General features: G+C 57.8%; 21 protein-coding genes and 2 pseudogenes. 8 read left to right on the plus strand and 15 right to left on the minus strand.

Annotated elements, in window-relative coordinates:
• Position 1 precedes the first annotated feature (1 nt).
• The 4 genes and pseudogenes from arsC to B5495_RS03705 all read right to left on the minus strand — a co-directional run.
• Entirely contained in the window at positions 2-361 is a 360-nt protein-coding gene (gene arsC / locus B5495_RS03690; protein WP_079551429.1) for an arsenate reductase (glutaredoxin), read from the minus strand.
• 219 nt (positions 362-580) lie between these two features.
• Entirely contained in the window at positions 581-1999 is a 1419-nt protein-coding gene (locus B5495_RS03695; protein ID WP_079550256.1) for an IS1380 family transposase, read from the minus strand.
• 144 nt (positions 2000-2143) lie between these two features.
• Positions 2144-2530: an ArsR/SmtB family transcription factor gene (locus tag B5495_RS03700; RefSeq protein ID WP_231897220.1), complete on the minus strand. Its 387-nt coding sequence runs from the start codon at positions 2528-2530 to the stop codon at positions 2144-2146.
• A gap of 64 nt (positions 2531-2594) precedes the next feature.
• Positions 2595-3221 (minus strand): annotated as a pseudogene (locus B5495_RS03705) (cation efflux transmembrane domain-containing protein); the annotation flags it as partial.
• 53 nt (positions 3222-3274) lie between these two features.
• On the opposite strand from B5495_RS03705, the pseudogene B5495_RS03710 reads away from it, so the two are divergent.
• Positions 3275-4574, plus strand: a pseudogene (locus B5495_RS03710) (IS1182 family transposase).
• Positions 4575-4871: 297 nt separating this feature from the next.
• Here the strand turns inward: B5495_RS03710 and B5495_RS03715 are convergent.
• From B5495_RS03715 to efp, 9 genes are all read right to left on the minus strand, one after another.
• Positions 4872-8102, minus strand: a complete 3231-nt coding sequence (locus B5495_RS03715; protein ID WP_079551435.1) for an efflux RND transporter permease subunit — start codon at positions 8100-8102, stop codon at positions 4872-4874.
• A complete protein-coding gene (locus B5495_RS03720; protein ID WP_231897221.1) occupies positions 8099-9184 on the minus strand; it encodes an efflux RND transporter periplasmic adaptor subunit in 1086 nt (361 codons plus the stop codon). The genes B5495_RS03715 and B5495_RS03720 overlap by 4 nt, the downstream gene beginning before the upstream one ends.
• Before the next feature lie 462 nt (positions 9185-9646).
• A complete protein-coding gene (locus B5495_RS03725) occupies positions 9647-10084 on the minus strand; it encodes a hypothetical protein (protein WP_079551439.1) in 438 nt (145 codons plus the stop codon).
• Positions 10085-10217: 133 nt separating this feature from the next.
• On the minus strand, positions 10218-10604 hold the full coding sequence (locus B5495_RS03730; protein ID WP_079551441.1) for a DUF302 domain-containing protein: 387 nt from the start codon (positions 10602-10604) through the stop codon (positions 10218-10220).
• A 33-nt stretch (positions 10605-10637) separates the two neighbouring features.
• Positions 10638-12938 carry a heavy metal translocating P-type ATPase gene (locus B5495_RS03735; RefSeq protein ID WP_079551443.1) on the minus strand — a complete coding sequence of 767 codons (2301 nt, stop codon included), beginning with the start codon at positions 12936-12938 and terminating at the stop codon, positions 10638-10640.
• Positions 12931-13158 (minus strand): hypothetical protein, encoded by a 228-nt coding sequence (locus tag B5495_RS03740; RefSeq protein WP_079551445.1) that lies wholly within the window; start codon positions 13156-13158, stop codon positions 12931-12933. Before B5495_RS03740 ends, B5495_RS03735 begins: the two co-directional genes overlap by 8 nt.
• 30 nt (positions 13159-13188) lie before the next feature.
• Positions 13189-14541 carry an APC family permease gene (locus B5495_RS03745; protein WP_079554888.1) on the minus strand — a complete coding sequence of 451 codons (1353 nt, stop codon included), beginning with the start codon at positions 14539-14541 and terminating at the stop codon, positions 13189-13191.
• 266 nt (positions 14542-14807) lie between these two features.
• Entirely contained in the window at positions 14808-15803 is a 996-nt protein-coding gene (epmA, locus tag B5495_RS03755; RefSeq protein WP_154045203.1) for an EF-P lysine aminoacylase EpmA, read from the minus strand.
• The gene (gene efp / locus B5495_RS03760) at positions 15800-16366 is read right to left on the minus strand and encodes an elongation factor P (RefSeq protein ID WP_079551448.1); all 567 of its coding nucleotides are present in this window, start codon (positions 16364-16366) and stop codon (positions 15800-15802) included. Before efp ends, epmA begins: the two co-directional genes overlap by 4 nt.
• Before the next feature lie 86 nt (positions 16367-16452).
• Here efp and epmB point away from each other — a divergent pair, with 86 nt between their 5' ends.
• Complete coding sequence (gene epmB, locus B5495_RS03765) at positions 16453-17472, plus strand: EF-P beta-lysylation protein EpmB (RefSeq protein ID WP_231897222.1); 1020 nt, start codon at positions 16453-16455, stop codon at positions 17470-17472.
• 79 nt (positions 17473-17551) lie between these two features.
• Here the strand turns inward: epmB and leuA are convergent, their stop codons facing one another.
• Both leuA and B5495_RS14575 read right to left on the minus strand, forming a co-directional pair.
• Positions 17552-19258: a 2-isopropylmalate synthase gene (leuA, locus tag B5495_RS03770; RefSeq protein ID WP_079551452.1), complete on the minus strand. Its 1707-nt coding sequence runs from the start codon at positions 19256-19258 to the stop codon at positions 17552-17554.
• Positions 19245-19484, minus strand: coding sequence for a hypothetical protein (locus tag B5495_RS14575; protein WP_154045205.1), 240 nt, complete (start codon positions 19482-19484; stop codon positions 19245-19247). Before B5495_RS14575 ends, leuA begins: the two co-directional genes overlap by 14 nt.
• Positions 19485-19851: 367 nt before the next feature.
• On the opposite strand from B5495_RS14575, the gene B5495_RS03775 reads away from it, so the two are divergent.
• Genes B5495_RS03775 through B5495_RS03800 form a run of 6 tightly spaced genes read left to right on the plus strand, consistent with a single transcriptional unit; the run spans position 19852 to position 25672 of the window.
• Positions 19852-22689 (plus strand): monovalent cation/H+ antiporter subunit A, encoded by a 2838-nt coding sequence (locus B5495_RS03775; protein ID WP_079551454.1) that lies wholly within the window; start codon positions 19852-19854, stop codon positions 22687-22689.
• Complete coding sequence (locus B5495_RS03780; RefSeq protein ID WP_079551456.1) at positions 22689-23021, plus strand: Na+/H+ antiporter subunit C; 333 nt, start codon at positions 22689-22691, stop codon at positions 23019-23021. The genes B5495_RS03775 and B5495_RS03780 overlap by 1 nt, the downstream gene beginning before the upstream one ends.
• Complete coding sequence (locus B5495_RS03785) at positions 23018-24535, plus strand: monovalent cation/H+ antiporter subunit D (protein WP_079551458.1); 1518 nt, start codon at positions 23018-23020, stop codon at positions 24533-24535. The genes B5495_RS03780 and B5495_RS03785 overlap by 4 nt, the downstream gene beginning before the upstream one ends.
• Positions 24532-25029 (plus strand): Na+/H+ antiporter subunit E, encoded by a 498-nt coding sequence (locus B5495_RS03790; RefSeq protein WP_079551460.1) that lies wholly within the window; start codon positions 24532-24534, stop codon positions 25027-25029. The genes B5495_RS03785 and B5495_RS03790 overlap by 4 nt, the downstream gene beginning before the upstream one ends.
• Positions 25023-25292, plus strand: coding sequence for a K+/H+ antiporter subunit F (locus B5495_RS03795; protein WP_079551462.1), 270 nt, complete (start codon positions 25023-25025; stop codon positions 25290-25292). The genes B5495_RS03790 and B5495_RS03795 overlap by 7 nt, the downstream gene beginning before the upstream one ends.
• Positions 25289-25672: a Na+/H+ antiporter subunit G gene (locus tag B5495_RS03800; protein ID WP_079551464.1), complete on the plus strand. Its 384-nt coding sequence runs from the start codon at positions 25289-25291 to the stop codon at positions 25670-25672. Before B5495_RS03795 ends, B5495_RS03800 begins: the two co-directional genes overlap by 4 nt.
• The last annotated feature ends 160 nt before the right edge of the window (positions 25673-25832 follow it).

Below are 25832 nucleotides of genomic sequence, written 5' to 3' on the forward strand. Positions count from 1 at the left end.
CTCATCGTGCGTCTCGCGGGTGGTGAACCACCTCGCCATCTTCTTTGGTTAAGTGTTCGACGGGGCGCTCAAGAAGATCCAGTACCCGTTCGGAAGGCCGGCATAGACGAGCCCCTTTGTCAGTCACAACGATGGGGCGATTGATCAAAATCGGGTGCGCCATCATTGTATCGATCAGTTGATCATCGCTCAAAGCGGGATCGTCGAGCCCCAACTCATCGTAAGGCGTGCCCTTACGCCGAAGGAGTTCGCGAGGTGTTATCTGCATCATCGAAAGCAGCGCTACCAGTCGCTCACGACTGGGCGGGGTCTTGAGATATTCGACGACTTCTGGCGTTTCGCCTGATCCCGCCTTATTCATCAGGACGCCGAACGAGCGTTTTACGTCCCGTGGTGACCGGGACCGACCGGCTTTTATGTCATACGGTCGCTGAGTAGCCGATTAGCACATAGCTTTATCGTATCAATGCCGTGATATTTATAACTGAAGTTCATTGGTTTCGAGTGACGGCGCAGCCGTGGTCGTCGGCCTCCATAGTGGCCGTTTTGTCTGCTGGAAAAGGCTGAGTAATGCGACGTGTCAGGTCAATGCCGTCAGCCGCGGCAACCCCTTCAGTAAGGATGGCCACCATTTGTCGGCGGCATCGCCGAGGTGCACGGTGATACGCCGGGCGTGCACTGTCAGCGTGGCGGCCACCTTGAGCACCTGCTCGCGCATCCGCTTCAGGCTCCAGCCCTGCCGGGTCTGTCGTTCCAACAGGCAACGCAGCCCGTGTAGCACCTGATAAGCGCAGAGAGTCAGCAGCAGGTTTACCTCGTTGCGGGCCATGACGTCCTGGACGGTGGAGACACCGCGATCAGTCGAGGAGAGATGCATATCGAGCGACGACTTCACCTCGCCCATGTGGGCTTCGGCGCTGCCGCGCTTGCGATAAAGCGCCAGGACCTTTTCCGGCGGCCAGTCGAACTTGCCGAGATTGGTGACCAAAAAGAAGGCATGCAGCAGCAGATCATCGGGCCGCTCTTGTACCACCAGCACCACGCGCCGCGGCGCCGGCCAGGTACCGGCTTGGTACGCCAGGTCATGGCACCATTCCCGAGGTTGCTCGGGGGGCCGGCCGCGTGGCCGCTTCAGATGTGGCGCTGCCAGTGTCTGCAGGCCCGTATGACTGCGCAACCGGCCCAGATACTCGATGTCGCGATCTTCCAGCGCCTCAAGCGTGTCGTTGTCGGTGAAGCCGGCGTCGATGCGCACCTTGACCTTGGCCCCGGTGCTCTCGTTGAGTCGCCGCACCAGATGTGGGATCCAGGTATCGGCATTCTCGGCTGGGCCGGCGTTACCTTCACGCAGCAGGCCGCCCACCATGTCGCCGGTCTCTGCCAGCGAGGCCACCAAAGGCGAGTATATTCTGGCCCCGTAAAGTCCATGAAACGCCGAACCGCCCTGGTGGCCGTGAACGTCGATCGGCAAGCCGTCGATGTCCAGCGTCAGATGCTCGGGGCGTTCGCCGCCGTTCAGCGAGGTCAGTCGCCAGACCGCCAGCCGCAGCAGGCCCTCATGCACGGTATCGATATTGTCGTCGCGGCCCAGGCACGTCAGCAGCCGCGACAGCGTCGCTTGAGATGGCCGGTCCTGAGCCAACGGCGTTGTCCCGCGGGCATCACTGCAGGCTAGCTGCCAGAGCGGGTCACGGCGAAGCGTATCGGTATCGCTGAGGTCGATCCAGCCCATCGAACGCTGCAGCACCAGGGTACGCAGCTGGCTGGCTAACGAGTGGCGGACGCGATCCGGGTCGCGGTGATCGACCAGATGGTCGTCCAGCGCATCGATCATGCCGCTGTTGTCGAGGGCTTCACGCAACAGCAAAGCACCGCTGTCGCTGGTGGTGCGATGGCCGCTGAGCTCGACGCGGATGGACCCGTTGCATGACGGGGTCCAGGGGGATAAGCTTTCACCCATGGCGAGTGGTCCTCTTGAATTGTGTTCGTTCAGGAACATCTTGATTCTACAAGAGAAACTGCTCGCCATCTTCTTTTCTGTCTCAGCCCGGTGAATTAGGCGGGCTGATGCCTTGATCATCGCCAGCGTGTTTCGTGATGTGCCGCAGTCAGGGTTGTGATAAATCAGTGATTTCATAAGGTCTCAAAGCTCGTCTGATTGGGCGGGGCAAGCGATCAGCGAGGATGTCAGCGGCGCACAGACCTGTGGATGGCCCGCGCAACAATCATTGACCAGAAATTGGATCGTCTCTTGCACCCGATTCAAGTTCGCTCGATAGATGATGGAACGACTCTGGCGCTGGGAAAGAACAAGCTCTGCACGGGCAAGCACCGATAAATGTGCTGACATCGTGTTGTGCGGTACACCCAGTTGTCTTGCGATTTCGCCAGCCGGAAGCCCTTCTGGCTCATGACGAACCAAAAGCCGAAATGCTTCCAATCGAGTCTCTTGGGAGAGAGCACCAAAGCTCGCTATTGCCTTTAAAGTTTCCATATATCCAAGAATATGGACACAATGAAGCTCGGTCAAGTATTACGACTTCAAAGTTAACCCGAACGATCCTGGATGATCGTAACGACAGGAAGTCTCGCACTTAAAGTGCCAGAATCCGCCGGGCACCATTTAAGACGATCAAACCCACGATAGCACCGATGATCAAGTCCGGGTAACTGGATCCCGTCCAGGCGACCAAGGCACCTGCGGCTATCACGCCCAAGTTGATTACCACATCATTAGCCGAGAATATCCAGCTTGCCTTCATATGTGCTCCGCCTTCTCGGTGCTTGAAAATCAACAGCAGGCAACTGGTATTGGCAATCAACGCGACGAACGCAATGGCCATCATCATCAGCGATGCGGGCTCACTACCTGATACAAAGCGTCGCGCTACTTCTATGAGTACACCGAGAGCCAAAATCAGTTGGAGTACACCAGCTAGATGCGCGGCATGTACTTGCATTTTCGCACTGCGCCCTACGGCATAAAGGGCAACGCCATAAACCGCCGCGTCAGCAAACATGTCTAGTGAATCTGCGATCAGGCCGGTGGATTGGGCGATCAGTCCGCCCCCCATTTCTATGACGAACATGAGTGCATTGATGCCGAGCAACACACGCAGGGTGCTGGACTCCTGAGCAGCAGAGTCCGTCGAGTTCTCAACGATTTTGATCGTCTCCGGGCCGGCAACTAGCGTATTCAGAAGGGAAGCACCTAGGAGTCTGCGCGGTAGGAACGTCGTTATGACATAATAGGCTCATCTTCTCCAGCCACGGAATAGACGTCACGGGAACGAGTTTTCGATCTTATTCGCCAGATCAGGAGTTGCTGCTGCCTCCCAGTCTTAACGAATGGCTGGCCGAAGGCCATCTGGCCTACTTCATTAGTGACGTTGTCGAAGAACTGGACTTAAGCGCCTTTTATGCTCGCTACGAGGGAGACGGTCGCCGCAAGTCGCCTTTTGATCCGCGCATGATGCTGAAGGTGTTGATTTACGCCTACGCGACCGGAACTTTCTCGTCTCGCAAGATTGCCCGCAAACTCGAAGAGGACGTGGCCTTTCGCGTGCTGGCTGCCGACAATTTCCCCAGACATCGAACCTTGTGCGATTTCCGCAAACAGCACTTGAGTGCTTTCAGAGAGGTGTTTGTTCAGGTCATCCAGATTGCCCGGGAGGCTGAGCTGATTAGTCTGGGAACGCTAGTGATTGATGGCACCAAGGTAAAGGCGAATGCCAGCAAGCACAAGGCCATGAGCTACGGGCGTATGCAAGAGGAAGAAGTCCGCTTGTCGAAAGAAGTGGATGAGCTTTGTGGTCAGGCTCGGGCTGTGGATGAAGCAGAAGACGAGCAATTTGGTTCTGCCCAGCGGGGCGATGAATTGCCGGAAGAACTACAACGTCGCCAGTCGCGGTTAAGCAAGATCCGGGCAGCGAAAGCCAGGCTGGAAGCGGAGCAGGCGCAAGCCGATGACGCAAAAGGCAGGCATCCGGATGACGAACGGCGATCCCCTCGCGGTGGGCGGAACTTCAAACGGGACTATGGCGTTCCGGACGACAAAGCTCAGAGCAATTTTACCGATCCCGAAAGCCGCATCATGAAAACCCGTACCGGGTTCGAGCAATGTTACAACGGCCAGTTGGCTGTCGATGGCGAGTTCCAGATTATCGTCGCTAACCATCAAGGCAACAATGCCAGTGATAACGGCTGTCTGGTGCCACTGCTGGACGAGGTAGAAGCAACCCTGGGAGGCCAGCCGGAGCAGTGTCTGGCCGATGCGGGCTACCGTAAAGAAGCGGATTTCCAGGCCCTGGAAGAGAAAGGCATTGACGGTTATGTCTCGTTACGCAGAGAAGGTAAAGGGGGTGCGAATGGCCCGGAAGCTTGCTACCCCAGAGGGTCGGGCGGTCTACGCTCAGCGCAAGCATCTGGTCGAGGCTGTGAACGGTTGGATCAAGAACATTCTGGGCTTTCGTCAGTTCAGTTTGCGGGGCCTGGAGGCGGTAAAAGGCGAATGGGATCTGGTCTGTCTATCTCTCAACCTCAGGCGTATGAGTTTATTGATGAGACTGACATAGAGGCCCTGAAGCCACCTTTGCCGGGTGGGCGGCGCGGACGTTGTCCCTGTTGCCGACTCCCCGGGCCATTTCAAGTGGTCGCAGGGAAAACCGTGCTTTCAATCCGTTTGACCGTGCCAAACCTTATTCTGGCCTGGCAGTAGTCCGGTCATGCAAGACCGATGCTCAAAACACTCCTACCGCGCAGACTCCTAGACATGATGTTTTGACCTGCCCTCTCAGTTATGGCTCTGTGTTGGGGCGTGCCCATTTCAGCATAATCCACGCTGCTGAGATGGGCAGATCAAAACATCATGTCTAGACCCACCTACGTCTGGCAAGCGTGTAATACAGCAGTGGCACCACCAGAACCGTCAGCAGGGTAGAAAGCGCAAGCCCGAACACCAGAGAAATTGCCAAGCCGTTGAAGATCGGGTCGTTAAGAATAAAGTAAGCGCCCACCATCGCCGAGATGGCCGTCAGGGCGATCGGCTTGATACGCACCGCACCGGCTAACACCACGGCCTTATCCAGCTCAAGACCTTCTTCCAGAAGCTGCCGGATAAACACCACCAGCAAAATGGAGTTACGTACAATAATCCCCGCAAGTGCAATCATCCCTATCATGCTGGTTGCGGTAAATTCCCGACCCAGCAGGGCATGGCCCGGCATGATGCCGATCAGGGTCAGCGGAATGGGCGCCATAATCACCAGTGGCAGAATATACGAGCGAAATTGCGCCACCAGCAACACAAAAATCATGAACATGCCCACACTGTAGGCGGCGCCCATATCCCGGAAGGTTTCGTAGGTAATCTGCCACTCACCGTCCCACTTGAGCGTGCCTTTTTCCGGCAGTGGCGGCTGGTCAATAAAGAACTGTTCGGGTGCGCCCTCCTGCTGCTTGAGCTTCGACACCATGGCAAACATGCCGTATAGCGGTGAATCTATTGCCCCCGCCATATCGGCGGTTACGTAGGTCACCGGCAGCAGATTCTTGTGATAGATCGCGCCCATCCAGTCAGCTTCGCGCACCTGGGCGATACTGGCCAGTGGCACCAGATTACCGGCGCGGCTTCGCACCTGCAGGGACATAAGAACCGACGGCTGCGCCTTATCAGCGTCTTCAAGCGTTACCCGAATAGGTACCGGGTATTTGGCATGATCATCGTGTAAAAAGCTGACGTTCATGCCCCCCAGCGCCACCTGCAAGGCTTCGACGACCTGGGCCTGGGATACGCCAAGACGGGCGGCTCGGGCGCGATCCACTGCAATTTCCCATTGCCGTGTGGGCGCTTCCAGCGTGGTGTCGATATCCACCAGCCCCTGCACCTCAGCCATACCAGCCGCTACAGAGCGAGCCAGCTCAGCGCGCTGGTCAGGGTCAACGCCGTAGATCTCCGCCACCACTGGCGACAGCACCGGCGGGCCCGGCGGCACCTCAACAATTTTCACGCTGGCGTCGTAACGCTTGCCGATGGCCGTTAACGGATCCCGCAGCGCTTGGGCAATGGCGTGGGACTGGCGGGATCGCACATCTTCATCGCTGAGGTTTACCTGGATATCGCCCTGGTATGGATCGCTACGCAGGTAATACTGGCGCACCAGCCCATTAAAATTAATGGGCGCAGCGGTGCCCGCATAGCTCTGCCAACTGGTCACTTCGTCGACGCTCTCCAGATAATGGCCCATTTCCATCAGCACCCGCTGGGTCTGCTCGACCGGCGTGCTCTCGGGCATATCAACCACAACCTGAAGTTCGGATTTATTGTCGAAAGGCAGCATCTTCATGATAACCGCCTGAAACACCGGTAACGACGAAGCGGCCAGAGTCAGCAGAATCACCCCAAGCGCCAGCAGGCGGCGACGCCAGCGATGGTCACCCAGGAACGGTGTAAGGACGCCCCCAAAGATTTTCAGGGACATGGGGCTGACACCATCGGCAGAACTTTCGGCCTCCCCCGCTTCCGTCGCAGCTTCGCCTTTCTGATGTTTCAGCAGTCGCAAGGCCAACCAGGGCACAACTACGAAGGCAACAATCTGGGATAGCACCATACCGGCAGACGCGTTAATGGGGATGGGGCTCATGTACGGACCCATCAAACCTGTCACGAACGCCATGGGTAGCAAGGCCGCCATAATAGTAAGGCTGGCCATAATGGTAGGCGTGCCCACTTCGTCCACGGCCACAGGAATGATATCTCGTACCGGGAGGTTGGAGTTGCGGATCCGACGGTTGATGTTTTCCGTAATCACGATGCCGTCATCCACCAGAATACCGATAGAGAAAATCAGTGCGAACAGGGAAACCCGGTTCAGGGTAAAGCCCCAGGCCCAGGAGAACACCAGCGTCAGCAACAGCGTGATCAGTACAGCGACACCGACAATCAGCGCCTGGCGCCAGCCCATGGCCACAAGCACCAGAAACACCACGAACAGCGTGGCGGATATCAAGTCAGAAATGAGCTTTTGCGCTTTGGCAGAGGCGGTTTCGCCGTAATCCCGGGTAACAATAACTTCGACACCTTCGGGCAGGGCACGGTTGCGAATCTGCTCCAACCGCTCTTCGATAGCGGTTGTGATGTTCACGGCGTTTTGCCCGGGTTTCTTGGCTATCGCCAGTGTAACTGCCGGGTAGACATCACCAGGCTTACCGACGCTGCCAGAACCCGCCGCTGGCCCGAAGCCGGTCATGACACTTTGATCTGCAACCGTTCCGCCACGGCTGACGTTCGCCACATCATCCAGATGCACCGCCGCGCCGTTGTGCATACCAACAACAAGCTGGCGAACATCGTCTACGTTCTCCAGCAGAGTACCAACCTGAACCGGAATGGAGAGATTATCGCGGGTAATACGGGCTTCCTGGCTGCTGCTGTTGGCTGCTCTCAGAGCATCGCGGATATCGCTGAGGGTAAGGTTAAACCCGGCAAGCAGGGCCGGATCAAAATGGATATCCACACGGTCGGGCACTCCGCCCACTGTGTAAACATCCCGGGTTCCGGGCACCCGCTTAATTGCCACTTCCAACATGTGGGCCAGGCGGGTGAGTTCTTCGCCGGTATGACCATTAATCGGGTCGTACAGGGTCAGCGTCATCACCGGCACATCATCAATGCCTTTGGGCTTGACCACGGGTTGTGAGGCGCCCAGATCCGGCGGCAGCCAGTCTTGGTTCGAATAGACCTGATTGTAAAGCCGGACAAGCGCTTCCTGTCGTGGAATGCCGACTTCAAACTGCACAGTAATAACGGCCTGGCCCTGCCTAGAGACGGAATACACGTGCTCAACACCAGCAATTTCGCTCATCACCTGCTCGGCCGGAGTCGCAATGGCGCTTTCCACTTCCTGCGTGCTGGCACCCGGAAAGGCGACCATGATATCCGCCATGGTGACGTCTATCTGCGGCTCCTCTTCTTTCGGCGTCACGACAACCGCAAGCACACCCAGAATGATCGACAGCAACGCCAGCAAAGGCGTCAGATGGTTATCCTGAAAAATCCGGGCAATGGTACCGGAGGGGCCGACCGGAGGCAGTTCGCGACTCAATTCCCTGCCGCCTTATCCGATTCCTCAACAGAAACACCGGCAGCTGGCAGATTCAGACGATCTGTACCAACCAGCTCAACAGGATAAACCACGACTTGTTCGCCCTCACTCAAACCGGCCAAGATCTCCAGGCGGCCTTCCTGCTGCATGCCGGTCCGAACCTGCCGCAACCGCGGGCGGCCCTGATCATCCAGCACAAAAACGGCTCTCAATTCACTGCGACGAACAAGGCTGCTTTCAGGTATCCAGAGTACGTCTCGGCTGGCGACGGGAACACCGACCTTGACCAACATGCCCGGGAACAGAGAACCGTTGGGCTCAGCAAGGCGCATGCGTAGGCGGAAAGTATGAGTAGCGGAGTTGGCGTACGGATAAAACGTCATATCGCCGGTTTTTAGCACCCGCCCGTCCGCAAGAGTGACCTGCGCCTGGCGCTCACGCCTAGCAAGATCCGCGTACTGCTGGGGCAAGTCCACAACAACCCGCAGCTGTTCCAGCGAAAGACCACTAAGCAGGGGCTGCCCGGGGCTGACGGATTCGCCAATCTCCACGTGCCGTTCGGTCAATATGCCGCCGTAAGGTGCGAGTATGCGAGTATAGCTCAACTGCTCACGGGCTTCAGCCACAGCTGCTTCGGCCCGCTCAAGCCGCGCTTTCGCTCCCGCAAGGGTGTTCTGTGCCCGGTCCAATTCTTGTCGCGACACAAGACCACGTTCTTGCACGGCCTCAATGCGGGTGAACTGCTGTTGCGCATCGGCAAAGGCTGCCCGTGCTTCGTCCCGGCCACCCTGCGCCTGGCTAACGCGTGAGCTTTGCTCACTGCTTTCCAGTTGCACGATGAGATCACCGGCGACCACCGAGTCATCCACGTCAAACGGCAACTTCTGTACTTTGCCACTGGCCTGTGCGGACACGGTGCTCTGCTGAACCGCCTCGATCACACCATCAAGCACAAGCGTCTCCTGCAGTTCACTGCGCTCAACAGGAACTGCTTCCGGTCTGGCTGATGTTTCTTCACTCAGGGCGAATCCCGAACAAACCAACCCAAGCACGATCGTGCCCAGCACAGCAATACGCTTCACCACCAGCCACCTCGGCATAAAGTTATTAGTTAATAACCAAAGGTTATCAATATACTCAAGACGAAAACATCATGTCTAGGCTGGCAGAGGGGAGATTCGCCAGGCTGGTATAACCGCTACAATGGCAATAACCAGCATCCATAGCCAATGCCCAGCCCACATGGTGTTACCAAACATGTTCTCGTCCATCACGGCATTTCCTTCCTTACAAGTCATAGATTTCAATGGTGGTGTGAGTGAGCCTTCTCACATTGCTTGTTTTCTTACTGAAGATTTCAGGAAAATCTGTGCGGCAACCGCAATAACAATTATAGTGGCCACCGCCATGGCCCTGGCTGTAGCGTGATTTTTTAATGTCGTTCTCCGTTTGCCTCATTGTAGGCCGGAGAACGCTAACTACGCATGCACAGATTTTAGGGGATGGTTACCACCTCATCGGTAACCCCAAGAATGGTCAGGGAGTCACTTTGCGCGATCTTGCAGTTCCTGCTGATGCTCCAACATTTGCTCCATCATCAACTGCATCTGATCCATGCGTTTTTCCATAAATTGGATGCTGTCCTCTGATTTAATCGCAGGGTTGTCTTGGCTCGAATTTCCCTGCATTCCCTGGCCACTCATCATTCCTCGCCTGCCCATCATACCGTCCCGCATCATGTGCATCTGCTCTTGCATGCGCTCCATATGCTCCTCCATGAGCTCTTGATGGTTTTGTCCGGGATCTTTCCGCATCTGGCCGGTCATATCCTGCATGCGGGACATATTCTGCTGCATTTCCTGCATCTGTTCCGGGGACGTCATCATACCACCAGGCCCCTGCTGGCTACCTGAACCATGCGCCCAGACAACCGGTGTGGCCATAATCAACGAGATTGCGATTACTTTGGTGAAACTCTTCATAGCGAAGCTCCTTAACAAGGTTGATTTGCGACATATACAGTAAACAGCATCCACCTGAATCGGGCCTGAATTTATGTTCAAATCAACCTCTCGATTGTTGTACATCAATTTTTGTGGCTGGTCGATTCAACCGTCAGATTGCGTTGATAACTTCAGACAGCATGTCCCTCACCTCACCTGCAATCTCCTTGAGTTGCTCATTACCAATTGCTGTCATGGATGAAACGGGGTCAACCGCACTGACTTCAACACCCTCGGTTGTCTCGCGAAGAATGACGTTGCATGGCAACATTGCACCTACCCGAGGCTCTACGCCGATCGCTTCCCAAGCCATGTTTGGATTACATGCCCCGAGAATTGTGTAGGCGGGCATATCCTTGTCTAGTTTCTTTTTCATGGTCGCCTTGACGTCTATTTCCGTCAAAATCCCAAAGCCCCGATCGACCAAGGCCTGGCGTGTTCGTTCATCCACTTCCGCGAAATCCGCGTTTTTGATAACTCGATTAATTGTGTAAGACATGGAAACCTCCAGTTTTGTTGAGTTTTAACTGCCTTAGTCCAATTTAACCGTCCTCAAACGGAGTGCGTTGGCAATGACGCTCACCGAAGACAGCGACATCGCGGCAGCAGCAAAAATCGGGGATAAGAGAATCCCGAGAAATGGGTAGAGCACCCCGGCGGCAATCGGTATGCCGGCAGAGTTATAGACGAAGGCAAAAAACAGGTTTTGCCGGATGTTGCGCATGGTGGCTATCGACAAATGACGCGCTTCGACAATACCCATCAGGTCACCACGTAGGAGTGTAATGCCCGCACTCTCGATGGCGACGTCAGTCCCGGTTCCCATCGCGACACCAACGTCTGCGGTAGCCAGCGCTGGAGCATCGTTCACACCGTCTCCGGCCATCGCTACAATCCGCCCCTCGTCTTTAAGTTGCTGAACGACCTTTGCTTTGTCCTCGGGCAGCACTTCCGCTTTCACTTCATCAATATGGAGTTTGCGGGCGACGGCTTCGGCGGATGTCTGGTTGTCCCCTGTCAGCATGACCACGCGGATGCCGTCCTTCTGCAGTGCGGTAATAGCCGCTTCAGTGGTTTCTTTGATCGGGTCAGCAATGGCAATCAAGCCACAGACCTGCTCCTCCACCGCCGCGAATATCACCGTTGCGCCGTCCTTGCGAAGCCGATCTGCGTCTTCCTCAAAGGCGGAGGTATCGACGTTTTGTGACTCCATTAACAGCCGATTTCCAAGCAGAACCGCTTTTCCGTCGATCTTGCCGGTAACTCCTTTGCCATTCGGCGAGTCGAAATCCTCTGCGTCAGGCACGCTCAGTCCCATGGTTTTGGCTTTGTCGAGGATAGCGTGAGCCAACGGATGCTCACTGCCCTTCTCCAGGCCACCTGCATATCGCATCAGATCTTCTTCACTGAAGCCGTTTGCTAGAACCAACTTCGTTACCTGAGGTTTGCCTTCAGTCAGCGTGCCGGTTTTATCGACGACTACCGTATCGACTTTCTCCATGCGCTCAAGGGCTTCTGCATCCCGAATCAACACCCCATTCTGAGCACCTCGCCCTACGCCAACCATGATCGACATAGGCGTCGCCAAACCAAGAGCACAGGGGCAAGCAATAATCAGCACACTCACCGCTGCAATAAGGCCATAGGCCATTGGAGGCATTGGCCCAAAGGCTGACCAAACAATAAAGGCAATGACGGCTATAACAATGACCACCGGAACAAACCAGCCGGCCACTTTGTCGGCCAGTCCCTGAATCGGTGCACGGCTGCGCTGGGCGCTGGCCACCATCTGCACGATCTGGGAAAGCATGGTGTCACGCCCCACTTTGTCAGCTCGCATAATGAAGCTGCCTTGTTGGTTCATGCTGCCACCAATCACCTGGTCGCCTGTCTTCTTGCTGATGGCTAATGGTTCACCGGTTACCAGAGATTCGTCGATGTTGGAGCGACCTTCCAGGATCTCTCCATCCAGCGGTACCTTATCGCCCGGGCGAACTCGCAAACGGTCGCCGACCTTCACCTGATCCAGAGAGACGTCAGACTCGCCTCCCTCATCGTCCAGCTTTCTTGCTGTGGCCGGGGCCAGATCCAGCAACGCTTTAATTGCGCCCGAAGTCTTCTCCCGGGCACGAAGTTCCAGTACTTGCCCAAGCAACACCAGCACCACAATGACGGCAGCAGCCTCGAAATACACGGCTACCGAACCATCTGCCTGCCGGAAGGCATCGGGGAAAATCTGCGGAGCCAAGGTGGCGACAAGGCTATAGATCAACGCTACGCCGGTACCAATGGAAATTAGCGTGAACATATTCAGGTTGCGGTTGGCGACTGATTTCCAGCCTCGAACAAAGAATGGCAAGCCGCACCAGGCGACTACAGGCGTTGCCAGCACTAACTGAATCCAGTTCAAGGCTTGTGGCGACACGATGTGATCAAGGCCAATAAAGTGCCCCGTCATTTCAATTAAAAACACCGGGAGTGCGAGAACCAGGCCAATCCAGAACCGACGCGTCATATCCGTAAGCTCTTCCGACGGCCCATCGTCGAGGCTTACTTGCTCGGGCTCCAACCCCATTCCGCAGATTGGGCAATCGCCAGGGCCCTGTTGACGAATCTCCGGGTGCATTGGGCAGGTGTACATGGTGCCGGGGGCTACCGGTTCCGCAGGCTCGCGCTCCTCTCCGAGGTGTTTCTCGGAGCTCTCATCAAACTTGGACTGACATCCGGCGGAGCAGAAGTACCAGGTCTTGCCAGCATGTTGGCTGCGATGCTCTGCCGTATGGGGGTCTACCGACATCCCGCAAACCGGGTCTTTTACAGCGTGCTCACTCATTTCGCGCTCCTGCTTTATCTGCTGGCCAGTCCGCAAACGCAATGAAGTACAGGAAGACCAGATTCACCATTGGAATAAGAATCAGGATTCCCATCCAACCCGAGAAACCGGTGCGCTGACAGATTCGCCAAGCGGGTATAACCGCCACAATGGCAATGACCAGCATCCAGAGCCAATGCCCGGCCCACATGGTGCTACCAAACATATTCCCTTCCATCATGGGGTTACCCTCCAACTTACGTGTTGAATATTAGTGCTGGTGTTCGTGGGGCTCATCACGTTCCATAGCCTTTCTTCTGGCAGAAGATTTCAGGTACATCTGTTCGGCAACTGCGATGACAATCATAGCGACGACTGCCACACCGAGCACAAAGGGGTCAGTGTTCAGTTTAACCCAGACAAAACCGCCCAGAATCGTCAGGTCCAGGACAATCGACACGACTGGCACCCACCTTGTGGCCTTAATATCCTGATGCAGGTAGCGCAGCACCCCCCAATGAATAGAGATATCCATAATCAGATAAAAAATGATGCCTAGGGCTGCGATTCTTGAGAGGTCAAAAAATGCGGTCAGAACCAAGCCCAGCACCACGGTGTAAACGAGTGTGTGTTTCTGGATGCTGCCAGGCATACCGAAGTGGCTGTGAGGTACCAGCTTCATCTCGGTCAACATGGCCAGCATGCGTGAGACTGCAAATATACTGGCGAGGATGCCTCCAGCGGTGGCCATCATGGCAATCGCTACGGTGAACCATAGACCGTAATCACCCAGTGCCGGGCGCGCTGCCGCAGCTAGAGAGTAGTCCTGGGTCTCGATGATTTCGGCGAGGGATAAATTGCTTGCAACCGCAAAGCCCACCAGTGTGTAGAGAACCACGCAGGCGGCAATGGAGATCACAATGGCGCGGCCTACGTTGCGGTGCGGGTCTTTCACCTCGGAGCCGCTGTTGGTGATGGTGGTAAAACCCTTAAAGGCCAGTATGCCCAGTGCCGTTGCACCGAGGAAGTTGCCGACGACGCCGGTTTCGCCACTGCTCGAAAAATCGACCGCAAGACTGTCGGCCAGCCATACGCCCACCAGCCCGAAAACCAGAATGCCGCCAATTTTTAGAATTCCAATGAACGAAGCAACGCCCTGAATCCAACGGTTGCCAAGCAGGTTGATCACGAATGCCGCCAAAATAAGCGACACACCCAGCATCGGCACCATACGCCCGCCTTCATCACCCCCGAACAGCTGCATGGTGTATGACCCGAACGTGCGGGCCAGGAAGCTCTGGGCAATCACCATCGAGAAATACATCAGCAAGGCATTGAATCCCGTTGCCAAACGATCGCCGTACGCCTTATGCAGATACATGCCGATGCCACCCGCTGATGGGTAGGCGTTGGAGATTTTGATATAGGAATAGGAACTGAAGGAAACAACGATTGCGGCAGCCAGAAATGCCAGCGGAAACAGCGCTCCCGCCATCTGGGCCATTTGTCCGGTAAGCGCAAATATACCGGCACCGATCATGACACCGGTGCCCAGCATCACCGTCCCTGGTAGGGTCAGGCTGCCTTCCTGATAGCGCGAGGTTCTGTCCTGTTCTTTGCTCATTCGACCTCCTGTTATTTTTTTCATAGATGGGATTTTCGAACAGCAAAAGAGCTCACGTTTGACATTGGCACGAACGTTGTCATCCGTAAATCGGGACCACATTTTTTTCGATGCTGCCACCAGCCGCCCTTGAAGCACCCTCCTTGAGCCTCAATCAGGTTGATCAGTTCGTCAGTGGACCAATGTGTGCCATCGAACGGTAGCTTTCAACCGACCTGTCTCATTCCTTAGGGACCATAAATTCAAAATTACCCACCTTAGCTGCCTCAACACCGTGTCGTATCAAAGCTAATGACGTCACTCAGGCGCGGCTTGCCCAGCGCCAGCTGGATTAGCCGGTCGATCCCTAGTGCTACGCCGCTGCCTTCTGGCAGGCCGTGTTCGAGGGCGGCGACCAAGCGCGTGTCTACGTCGACCTCGTTAAAGCCTACCTCGCGGCGTTCGGCGTTGTCGGCTTCAAAGCGCGCGCGCTGTTCGGCGGGATCAATCAGTTCGTCGTAGCCGTTGGCAAGCTCCACGCCATTCAGGTAAAGCTCGAAGCGCGAGGCGACCCAGTCGCCGTGGCGGTCGCGATGGCGGCGCGCCAGTGCGGCCTGGCTGGCCGGGTAGTCCACCACGGCGCTCAGCTCGCCTTGGCCAAGGGTGGGCTCGATGACCATGCTCATGAGCAAATCCAGGCAAGTATCGCGCGGCTCGTCATCAAGCGCGTGCGCGGGCATAAAGCCGCGCTCGGCAGCAAGCCGGCGCAGGCGCGCAAGCGACGTGGTGAACGGGTCGACATCGAGGTGGGTATGAAACAGCTCGCGGTAGGCGTAGCGCTTGGGCGCGCCCTGCGGCTTGGATAGGACAGAAGGGGGCAAGATGGCATGGATCAGCGCGGCGGTTTCGTCCATCAGCGCGGTCAGGCTAAAGCCCGGGCGATACCACTCGAGCATGGTGAATTCGATATTGTGGCGGCCACCCACTTCGCCATCGCGAAAGCTTTTCGCCAGCTGGAATATAGCGCCGCTGCCCGCCGCCAGCAGCCTCTTCATATGAAACTCGGGCGAGGTTTGCAGCCACAGCCGCTGGCGCCCTGCCGGCGTTCGCGCCTCGGCAGACAGCGAGGCCAGGTGGACATCGGTGCTGCCGCCCTGGCCAAGCATGGGGGTTTCTACTTCCAGCACGTCGCGCTCGGCAAAAAAACTGCGCACGCGGGCTAACAGTTGTGCCCGCGCACGCAGCGTCTCAATCGAGGCCGAGGGTTCCCAGTCGCTCATCAGGCGCGCGACACATAGTCCCCGGTGCGGGTATCAACTTTCAGCACTTCGCCTTCGTTGATGAACAGCGGCACGCGCACTACGGCACCCGAGGAAAGCGTCGCCGGCTTGGAGCCACCCTGCGCGGTGTCGCCTTTCAGGCCGGGGTCGGTTTCGGTCACTTCAAGCGCGATGAAGTTGGGCGGCGTGATCTGAATCGCGTTATCGTTCCACAGCGTCACGGTGTAGGGCACCTGCTCTTTGAGCCACTTTTCGTCATCACCCAGCGCCTTTTTTTCTACCGCGTACTGCTCAAAGGAGCCGTCGGTCTGCATGAAATACCACATGTCGCCGTCGGTGTAGAGGTATTCCATTTCCAGTTCCATCACATCGGCGCCTTCGAGCGACTCGCCGGACTTGAAGGTGCGCTCGCCCACGCGGCCGGTCATCAGGTTGCGCAGCTTCACGCGGTTGAACGCTTGCCCTTTGCCTGGTTTGACCAGCTCGTTTTCGACAATCGAGCACGGATCGCCGTCGAGCATTACCTTTAAACCGCCCTTGAATTCGTTGGTAGAATAGTTGGCCATGGTGCCTCTCAGATTGCGTATATCAAAAACGTCAGCGCTCGATCGCCTGACCGGTGCGCCGCATGATAACCCGAAGGAGGGCTTTTTTGCAGGACAACATCATTATCGCCAACGCCGACGACACCCCCAGCGCGGCCTCCTGGCAGCGCCAGCTTTCCCGCGCGGTGCGCGACCCGCAGACCCTCTGCGAACGGTTGGGGCTTGGCAGTTTATGGCAGGCCGGCGCCCACACCGGCCATGCGCTGTTTGAAACCTGCGTGCCCGAGGCCTTTCTGGCGCGCATCAAACCCCATGATCCCAACGACCCGCTGCTGCGCCAGGTGCTGCCGCTTAGTAACGAGGCGCTTGAAACGCCGGGGTTTGTCAGCGACCCGCTGGCCGAGGCCGAGCACCGCCCCGCGCGCGGGCTGATCCACAAATACCACGGCCGCGTGCTGCTGATCGCAAGCCCCAACTGCGCGGTTAACTGCCGCTACTGCTTTCGCCGCCACTTCCCGTATGCCGACAACGCGCCGTCCCGCGCCCAGTGGCAGGAAGCGCTTAACTACCTGCGCGCCGACGAATCGATCCGCGAGGCGATCTTTTCCGGCGGCGACCCGCTGGCGGGAAGCGATAGGCAGCTGGCGTGGCTGGTAGGCGAGCTTGAAGGCATTGCGCACCTCAAGCGGCTGCGGATTCACACCCGCCTGCCAGTGGTGATTCCCGACCGCGTGGATGATGCCCTGCTTGGGTGGCTTGGCCAAGCGCGGCTGCAAACCGTGATGGTGCTGCACATTAACCACGCCCAGGAGATCGATCGGGCGGTGATTGAGGCCTGCGCGCGGCTGCAGCAAGCGGGGGTGACGCTTTTGAACCAGAGCGTGCTGCTGCGCGGCGTCAACGACGATGTCGATACGCTTGCCGCGCTTTCCGAGCGATTGTTTGACGCCCGCGTGCTGCCCTACTACCTGCACGTGCTCGACCCGGTGGCGGGAGCGGCGCATTTCGACGTCTCCGACGACGAAGCGCGCGAGCTAGTGGCAGGCCTTCGCCAACAGCTGCCGGGCTTTTTGATGCCGCGTCTGGTGCGCGAAATACCCGGGGAAGCGAGCAAAACGCCGCTTTGACACCCGTCCTCTGTGATAAAAAAACCGGCACCCGTGGGCGCCGGCTATGCGGGAAGGAACGAAGGAAGGAGAAAAAGGCTTAGGCGAGCGTGTTCGAGGTAACGTTGGCCGCCGGTGCTTGGGTGGAGTGGTGACGATTGATGGCGCTGAGCACGCCTTTCATCGAGGCGCTGGTAATGCTGTCATCAATGCCCACGCCAAATATCGCTTTACCATCGAGACGAACTTCGACATAGGCCACCGCTTCGGCATCGGCGCCCTGGCCGCGTGAGTGCTCGTTGTAGTCGATGATTTCTACCTCGTGGCCGGCGCTGGCAAGCGCCCCGATAAAGGCTGCTAGCGGGCCGTTGCCTTCGCCGCTCAGGGTCTGACGCTGGCCATCAATATCGACGGTGGCTTCCAGGTTTACCTTGGGGCTATCCGGCTCGGACCACAGGCGGTGGCTGGCCAGCGCAAAGGGCTCGCTGCGCTCCAGGTATTCGTCGCTGAAGGCCTGATAAATCATCTGCGAGGTAATTTCGCGTCCGGTGCGCTCGGCCACTTCTTGCACCACCTGGCTGAATTCGATAGACAGCCGACGCGGCAGCTCAACGCCGTGCTCCTGTTCCAGCAGGTAGGACACGCCGCCCTTGCCCGACTGGCTGTTGACGCGGATCACCGCTTCATAGCTGCGGCCAACGTCGAGCGGATCAATGGGCAGATACGGCACGTGCCAAATAGCATCCGGATGCTCGCGGCGCTCGGTCATGCCCTTCTTGATCGCATCCTGATGCGAGCCGGAGAAGGCAGTAAACACCAGATCGCCCACGTAAGGGTGGCGCGGATGCACCGGCAGCTGATTGCAGTGCTCCACCTCGCGCATGATCGGCGTGATGTTGGAGAAATCCAGTGCGGGGTGCACACCCTGGGTGTACATATTCATCGCCACGGTCACGATATCGACGTTGCCGGTACGCTCGCCGTTGCCAAACAGCGTGCCTTCGACGCGGTCCGCACCGGCCATCAGGCCAAGCTCGGCGGCCGCCACACCGGTGCCGCGGTCGTTGTGCGGGTGCAGGCTGATAATCAGCGTGTCGCGGTTTTTTACCTGACGGCAGAACCACTCGATCTGATCGGCGTAGTTGTTGGGCGTGGCGCACTCCACCGTTGCCGGCAGGTTGACGATCATGCGGTGCTCGGCTGTCGGCTGGTAGGTATCCATCACCGCTTCGACAATCTCGACGGCGAAATCCATCTCGGTGGTGGTGAAAAGCTCCGGCGAGTACTGGAACGTCCAGTTAGTTTCCGGCGCGGCATTCATGGCGTCGCGAATCTGACGAGTGGCATCTTGGGCAATCTGGACGCAGTCTTGCTTGTCGACCTTGAACACCACGCGGCGAAACATCGGGTCAGTGGCGTTATACACGTGGACGATAGCGTTTTTGGCGCCTTTGAGCGCCTCAAAGCTGCGTTCGATCAGGTGCGGGCGCGCCTGGGTGAGCACTTGGATGGTCACATCATCAGGGATCTTGTCCTGCTCGATCAGCGTGCGCACGAAGTCAAAATCGGTTTGTGAGGCCGACGGAAAGCCCACTTCGATTTCCTTAAAGCCAATATTTACCAGCATGTCAAAGAGGCGCTGCTTGCGCTCTTGATTCATCGGATCAATCAGCGACTGGTTGCCGTCACGTAGATCGACGCTGGTCCAGATGGGCGGCTGCTCGATGCGCTTGCCCGGCCACTGGCGATCGGGCAGGTCAACGGCGACAAAGGGGCGGTATTTTTGCGCGGGATCAGACAACATCATGGCGGCTCTCCTGGAAGAAAAGAAAACGGTGGGGCATAAAATAAGTATAGCCGGTGCCTCGGGGCACCAACGTAAAACGCCCCTTCACCGCAGGGGATGAAGGGGCGTTCAAGAAAGAGGCACGGCGGACGGTGGCGGCTATGTTGAAGACCGTATCGACGACATTGACGACCGGATCGGCAGCGCGACCCTCGCATAAAAAACAGTGCAAACCTTTGATATCCATGACGACCTCGCAACGTGTAACACCTAACGACAATGCCCGCAGCATTGCCCGACCCTGAACCTTCAGAGGCGGGCGCTTAGTAGTCGTAGGTCTAGTACAAGATGCGTCATGGAGATATTCATCGCTCTAGAAAATCAGTCCTAGCGTGTTTTGTCAACGCTATTTTCTGTTTGATGACGGCTGCCAGCGGGTGGAAAGACCAGACAAGCGGCCGGTGTAATCGCCAATATCCACTAAAATTTCACAACGCTGGCTCAACTGGTACTCTTCAGGGTTTGCGCTGTGCCGCGTTGTGCAGCAACTCAGGATACGACGCCGCGCCACGCTGCGGCAATCAAGGACTTTACCGACCGCTGGATTAACGCCCATGACACTGCTGTGGATCGCCCTACTGCCGCTTTTAGGCGTGCTGGTGCCCCTGATTACCTATCGGCACGGGCGCACCGCCTGCACCCTTGCAACTGCCCTGTTACCGGGCATTGCCCTGGCGCTGACGCTGTTGCAGATCCCTGCGCTAGCCGAGGGCCAGCCGCTGCGCTTTACCGTGGCCTGGCTACCGGAGCTGGGGCTTGACCTGGCGCTGCGTCTGGACGGCTTGACGCTGCTGTTCAATCTGCTGATTTTGGGCATCGGCCTGCTCATTTTGCTGTACGCCCACTTTTATCTGCATGAAGACGAGCCCGTCGGGCGTTTTTACGCCTTTATGGTGCTGTTCATGGCGTCGATGGTCGGCATCGTCATGGCCAACAACCTGATTCTTTTGTGGCTGTACTGGGAGCTCACCAGTCTGGCCTCGTTTTTGCTGATCGGTTTTTGGACCACCCAAAGTGCAGCGCGCAAGGGCGCCCGCATGGCGCTGACCGTGACCGGCGCCGGCGGGCTGGCCCTGTTGGCCGGCGTATTACTGCTGGGCCGCATAGCGGGCAGTTTTGACATGGACGTGGTGCTCTCAAGCGGCACGGCCATTGCCGCCGACCCGCGCTATCCGGCCATGCTGGTATTGGTGCTGCTCGGCGCCTTTACCAAGTCTGCACAGTTTCCGTTTCAGTTCTGGCTGCCCCACGCCATGGCCGCACCCACGCCGGTATCGGCCTATCTGCACTCGGCCACCATGGTGAAAGCCGGTATCTTTCTCATGGCACGGCTGCATCCGGCCCTTGGCGAAAGCGAGCTATGGACGGTTATCGTCGCGCTGACCGGTACCGTTACGCTGCTGTACGGCGCCTGGTTTGCGCTGTTCAAGACCGACCTCAAGGGGATTCTGGCGTTTTCCACCGTTAGCCACCTAGGGCTTATCACGCTGTTGCTGGGCATTGGCAGCCCCATGGCGATACTCGCCGCGCTGTTTCATGTCCTCAATCACGCCACCTTCAAGGCGGCGCTGTTCATGAGTGCAGGGATCATCGATCACGCGGCCGGCACGCGCGAGCTCAAAGCACTTGGCGGGCTGAAATCCACCATGCCAGTCATGGCCGTTTTAACCTCGCTGGCCGCCGCAGCGATGGCCGGTGTGCCGCTATTTAACGGCTTTTTATCCAAGGAAATGCTGTTTACCGAAACGCTTAACACGCCGATTCTTGCCGGGCTAAGCTGGCTCATGCCGGTGTTGGCAACGCTTGGCGGTGTGCTGTCAGTGGCTTACTCACTGCGCCTGGCCCACGCGGTATTTTTCAAACCCGGGCGCAAACAGCCCCCCAAAACCCCTCACGAGCCGCCGCGCCTGATGCGCGCGCCGGTCGAGCTGCTGGTCGCGCTTTGTGTGCTGGTCGGGGTATTTCCGGCCTTTTTCGCCGGCGGCCTGCTCGACCTAGCCACCCTTGCCGTGCTCGGCGAGCCGCTGGATTTTCAGTTGGCCGTCTGGCACGGCTTTAATGTACCGCTTGCCATGAGCGCAATTGCACTGGCTGGCGGCGCGCTGATGTACTGGCGTCATCCGGATATGCGCCGTTTTCTCCAACAGTTCAACGGCTTGGATGCCCGGCGGGTGTTCGAGCGCGGCATTATGTCCTGCAAGTATGCCTCGGAGCGCACTGTCACGTGGCTGGAAGGCAACTCGCTGCAGCGCTATATGGCATTTTTGCTGATGGCCGCGTTAGTCAGCGGCGTGGTCGGGCTTGCCCAGATTAACGAATTAACCGGCGAGCTCGGCAACCAGCCAATAGATGGCGCCGTGCTGTTTGGCGCAGCAATGCTGATCTTTGGCGGCATCGCGACCGCCGCGACCCACCGCTTCCGTTTGATTTCTTTGCTGATGCTGTCAATCGTTGGCTTGTTTGTGGCGCTGACCTTTGCCCGTTTTTCGGCCCCGGATCTCGCGTTAACCCAGCTCTCGGTTGAGGTCGTCACCATGATTCTGTTGATGCTGGCGCTGTTTTTCCTGCCTCAGCGCACACCCAGGGATTCCAGCCCCATGCGCAACGTGCGCGACATATTGCTGGCAAGCGCGCTGGGGCTGGTGATCGCCAGCCTTAACTACGCGGTGATGACCCGTGGTGTGGATTCGATTTCAGATTTCTTTGTCCACAACAGCGTACCGGGCGGCGGCGGGCACAACGCGGTCAACGTGATTCTGGTCGACTTCCGTGGGTTTGATACGCTTGGGGAAATTACCGTGCTGGCGCTTGCCGGCCTGGCCATTTTCAAGCTACTCAACCGCCTGCGCGTGTCGATGCCGCACAGCGACGTTGAAGGGCGCCTGTGGTCGCCCGATCGCTACCCGGCCATCTTGACCTCTATTTCCATGGCGCTATTGCCCCTGGCGCTTTTAGTATCAGCGTTCATCTTTTTGCGCGGCCACAACCAGCCGGGCGGCGGGTTTATTGCCGGGCTGATTACCGCCGTGGCGCTCATTTTGCTGTACGTGGCGCGGGGCGTGGAATGGGCCCAGCAGCGGCTTGATTTCCCCTTCCAGCCGGTTGCCGTGGCGGGCGTTGCCACGGCAACGCTGACTGGCCTTGGCAGCTGGCTGTTCGGGCAGCCTTTTTTAACCTCGGCCTTCGGCCATTTTTCGCTGCCGTTAATCGGCAAGTTCGAATTGGCAACGGTGCTCCTGTTTGATCTTGGGGTGTATCTGGCGGTCGTTGGCGCCACGCTGATGATCCTCGCCAACCTTGGCAAGGTCACCACGACCCACCGCCCGGTGACGGAGTCACAGGAACATCATACGGACAGCACGGCGCCTGCATCCGGCAAGGAGAACGGCTAATGGAAGCACTGTACGCAATAACCACCGGCATTCTGACCGCCTGCGGCCTTTACTTGACCCTTCGCGGGCGCACTTTTCCCGTCGTGGTGGGGCTGACGCTACTGTCCTATGCGGTCAACCTGTTCCTGTTTTCCATGGGCGGGCTGACCACCCACGGCGCCGTGATTATCAACGGGGCTAAAGACTACGCCGACCCGCTGCCTCAGGCGCTGGTGCTTACCGCCATCGTGATCGGCTTTGCGATGACCGCGTTTGTGGTGATTTTGGCCATGCGTGCGCGAAGCGAAATGGGTAACGATCACGTGGACGGTAAAAAGGATGATAACGAATGACACAGCATCTCATTGTCCTGCCGATTGTACTTCCCCTGGTGGCCGGAATTCTGCTGCTTTACAAGCGCCTCGGGCGGCTTAGCCAGATCAAGCGCCTGATCAGCGTTGTCGCCACCGTTCTGCTGTTGCTGGTGTCCATTGCGCTGGTGAAACAGGCGGCGAGCGGTGAGGTTACCTACTACGCGCTGGGCAGCTGGCAGCCGCCGTTTGGCATTGTGCTGGTACTTGACCGATTATCGGCGCTGATGGTGATGGTTACCTCGTTTCTGGCCGTTGGTGCGGTGGTTTATTCATGCGCCGGCGACGACGAAAAAGGCAGCAATTTTCACGGCCTGTTTCAATGGCAGCTGATGGGCATCAACGGCGCCTTTTTAACCGGTGACCTGTTCAACCTGTTCGTCTTTTTTGAAGTGCTGCTGCTGGCCTCGTATGCACTGCTGCTGCATGGCGGCGGCAAATTGCGCATTCAGGCAAGCGTGCACTATGTCGTGCTCAACATTGCCGGCTCGTCGCTTTTCCTGATTGCCGCAGGCGTGCTGTACGGCGCCACCGGTACGCTCAACATGGCCGATATGGCCAACCGTATTGCCAACCTGCCGGCCGAGCGCGAAGGGCTGGTAACCGCGGGGGCGCTGATGCTGCTGGTAGTGTTCGGCCTGAAAGCCGCCATGCTACCGCTGTATTTCTGGCTGCCGCGTACCTACGGCTACGCCCCGGCGCCGGTAGCGGCACTGTTCGCCATTATGACCAAGGTCGGCATCTACGCCATTCTGCGGGTATATATGCTCATGTTCAGCGATCAGGCCGGCTCGCTTGCCGCTCTGGAACAGCCCTGGGTATGGTGGCTGGCACTTGCCACCCTGGCCATTGCTGGCATGGGCGTACTGGCCGCGCGGGATCTGCGCCTGTTGGTGGCTTACCTGATCCTGATTTCGGTGGGCACGCTACTCGCGGGCATCGGCATGCGCACGCCCGCGGCCATCTCGGCGTTGCTTTACTATTTGATTCACACCACGCTTGTGACCGGCGGGCTGTTCCTGCTTGCCGCCATGATTGGCACCCAACGCGGCAAGGCCGGCACCCGGCTGGTGAAAGGCCGCCCCATGGCCGAAGGCGGCGGTTTGGCGCTGTTGTTTTTTGTCGGCGCCGTGGCCGTTGCCGGCCTGCCACCGCTGTCCGGGGCGCTGGGCAAAGCGCTGTTGCTGAACGCAGCCGAAGGGAATGCGCGCCTGTGGCTATGGCCCCTGTTGCTGCTGGCCGGGTTGGCCTCACTGGTAGCGCTTTCGCGCGCGGGCTCAACGATATTCTGGGCCAGCCACCGCGGCTCGCACTGCGGCGAAGCCCTGCCGCGCGCGCAGTGGTTCGGCGTAACCTGGCTGGTGGTGGCCGCCCCGGTATTGCTGGTGGTGTTTGCCGGCCCGGTCAGCGAATACACCCAGGCCACCGCCGAGCAGCTGGCTAATCCTGAAGCAATCATCCAAACACTGCTGCCGGCCACAGGAGATGCTCCATGATCAAGCCGCGCCGTTGGCTGCCCACGCCCGTTTTGTCCCTGCTGCTGCTGATCGTCTGGCTACTCCTCGCGCACAGTATCGCCCCGGGGCAAATCCTGCTGGGCGGCGTGCTTGCAGTGATAATACCGCTGTTTACCCATCGCTTCTGGGATGCCCAGTTGCATATCAAAAAACCCTGGCTATTGCTGCGCTTTTTTCTGCGGGTGATCGGCGACATCATTATCGCCAACTTTGAAGTCGCCTACCTGATCATCAATCCGTGCCGCAAAATGCGCCCGCATTTTATTGAATACCCGCTGATGCTTGAAGAGCGCTTCACCATTACGCTGCTCGCCAGCACCATTACGCTAACGCCCGGCACCGTATCGGCCAACCTGCGCCTGGACGGTAAATCGCTGTTGATTCATGCGCTGGACGTTGACGATCCCGAGGTACTGGTAGCGCAGATTCGCGAGCGCTACGAGCAACCGCTCAAGGAGATCTACGAATGCTGAGTATCGCGCTACCTATCGCGCTTACGCTGGTGATCATGGCGCTGTTGATGAACCTTTATCGTCTGGCCGTCGGCCCACGTCTCCCGGACCGCGTGATGGCGCTGGATACCATGTACGTCAACTCCATTGCGCTGATCGTGCTGCTGGGTTTCTGGCTGGGTAACAAGATCTACTTTGAAGCTGCCTTGTTAATCGCCATGCTCGGCTTTATCAGCACCGTGGCGATCTGCAAGTATATTCTGCGGGGGGACATCATCGAATGATTATTATCGACGCCGTGGTGGCAATTTTGCTGATTTCCGGGGGCACTTTTGCCTTTATTGGTTCGCTGGGCATGGTGGTGCTGAAAGACTTTTATATGCGCCTGCACGGCCCCACCAAGGTCACCACCTTGGGTATCGGCTGTATGCTGATCGCCTCGATGCTGTATTTCTGGCGCCTTGAAGGCATCATCAGTATCCAGGAAATGCTGATTACGCTGTTTTTATTTATTACCGCGCCGGTCAGCGCTCACCTGCTGGCCAAAACCGGCCTGCATATGCAGCTCAAGCGCGCAGACAAAACCCAGGGTGAACCGTTGGAGCTGCGTCAGGAAGAAGTGGGCGACAAGCCCGTCCCGCATCCGGACCACAGCCACGGCTAGGCCTGAGCTAGCGGGGCGAATTCGCGCGCCCCGCCTTGCCGTACCCTGCCCGTCTTTGCCAAAATCGGATAACTCTCTGCTCAAAAAACGCTTATTGTGCAGGCGTAGCGTTTGCGCATACGGCAGGCGGCTGAAACCCTCAGGGTAGCGAGAGACAGCA

It is taken from the genome of Vreelandella subglaciescola (genome assembly GCF_900142895.1).
Lineage (GTDB): Bacteria > Pseudomonadota > Gammaproteobacteria > Pseudomonadales > Halomonadaceae > Vreelandella > Vreelandella subglaciescola.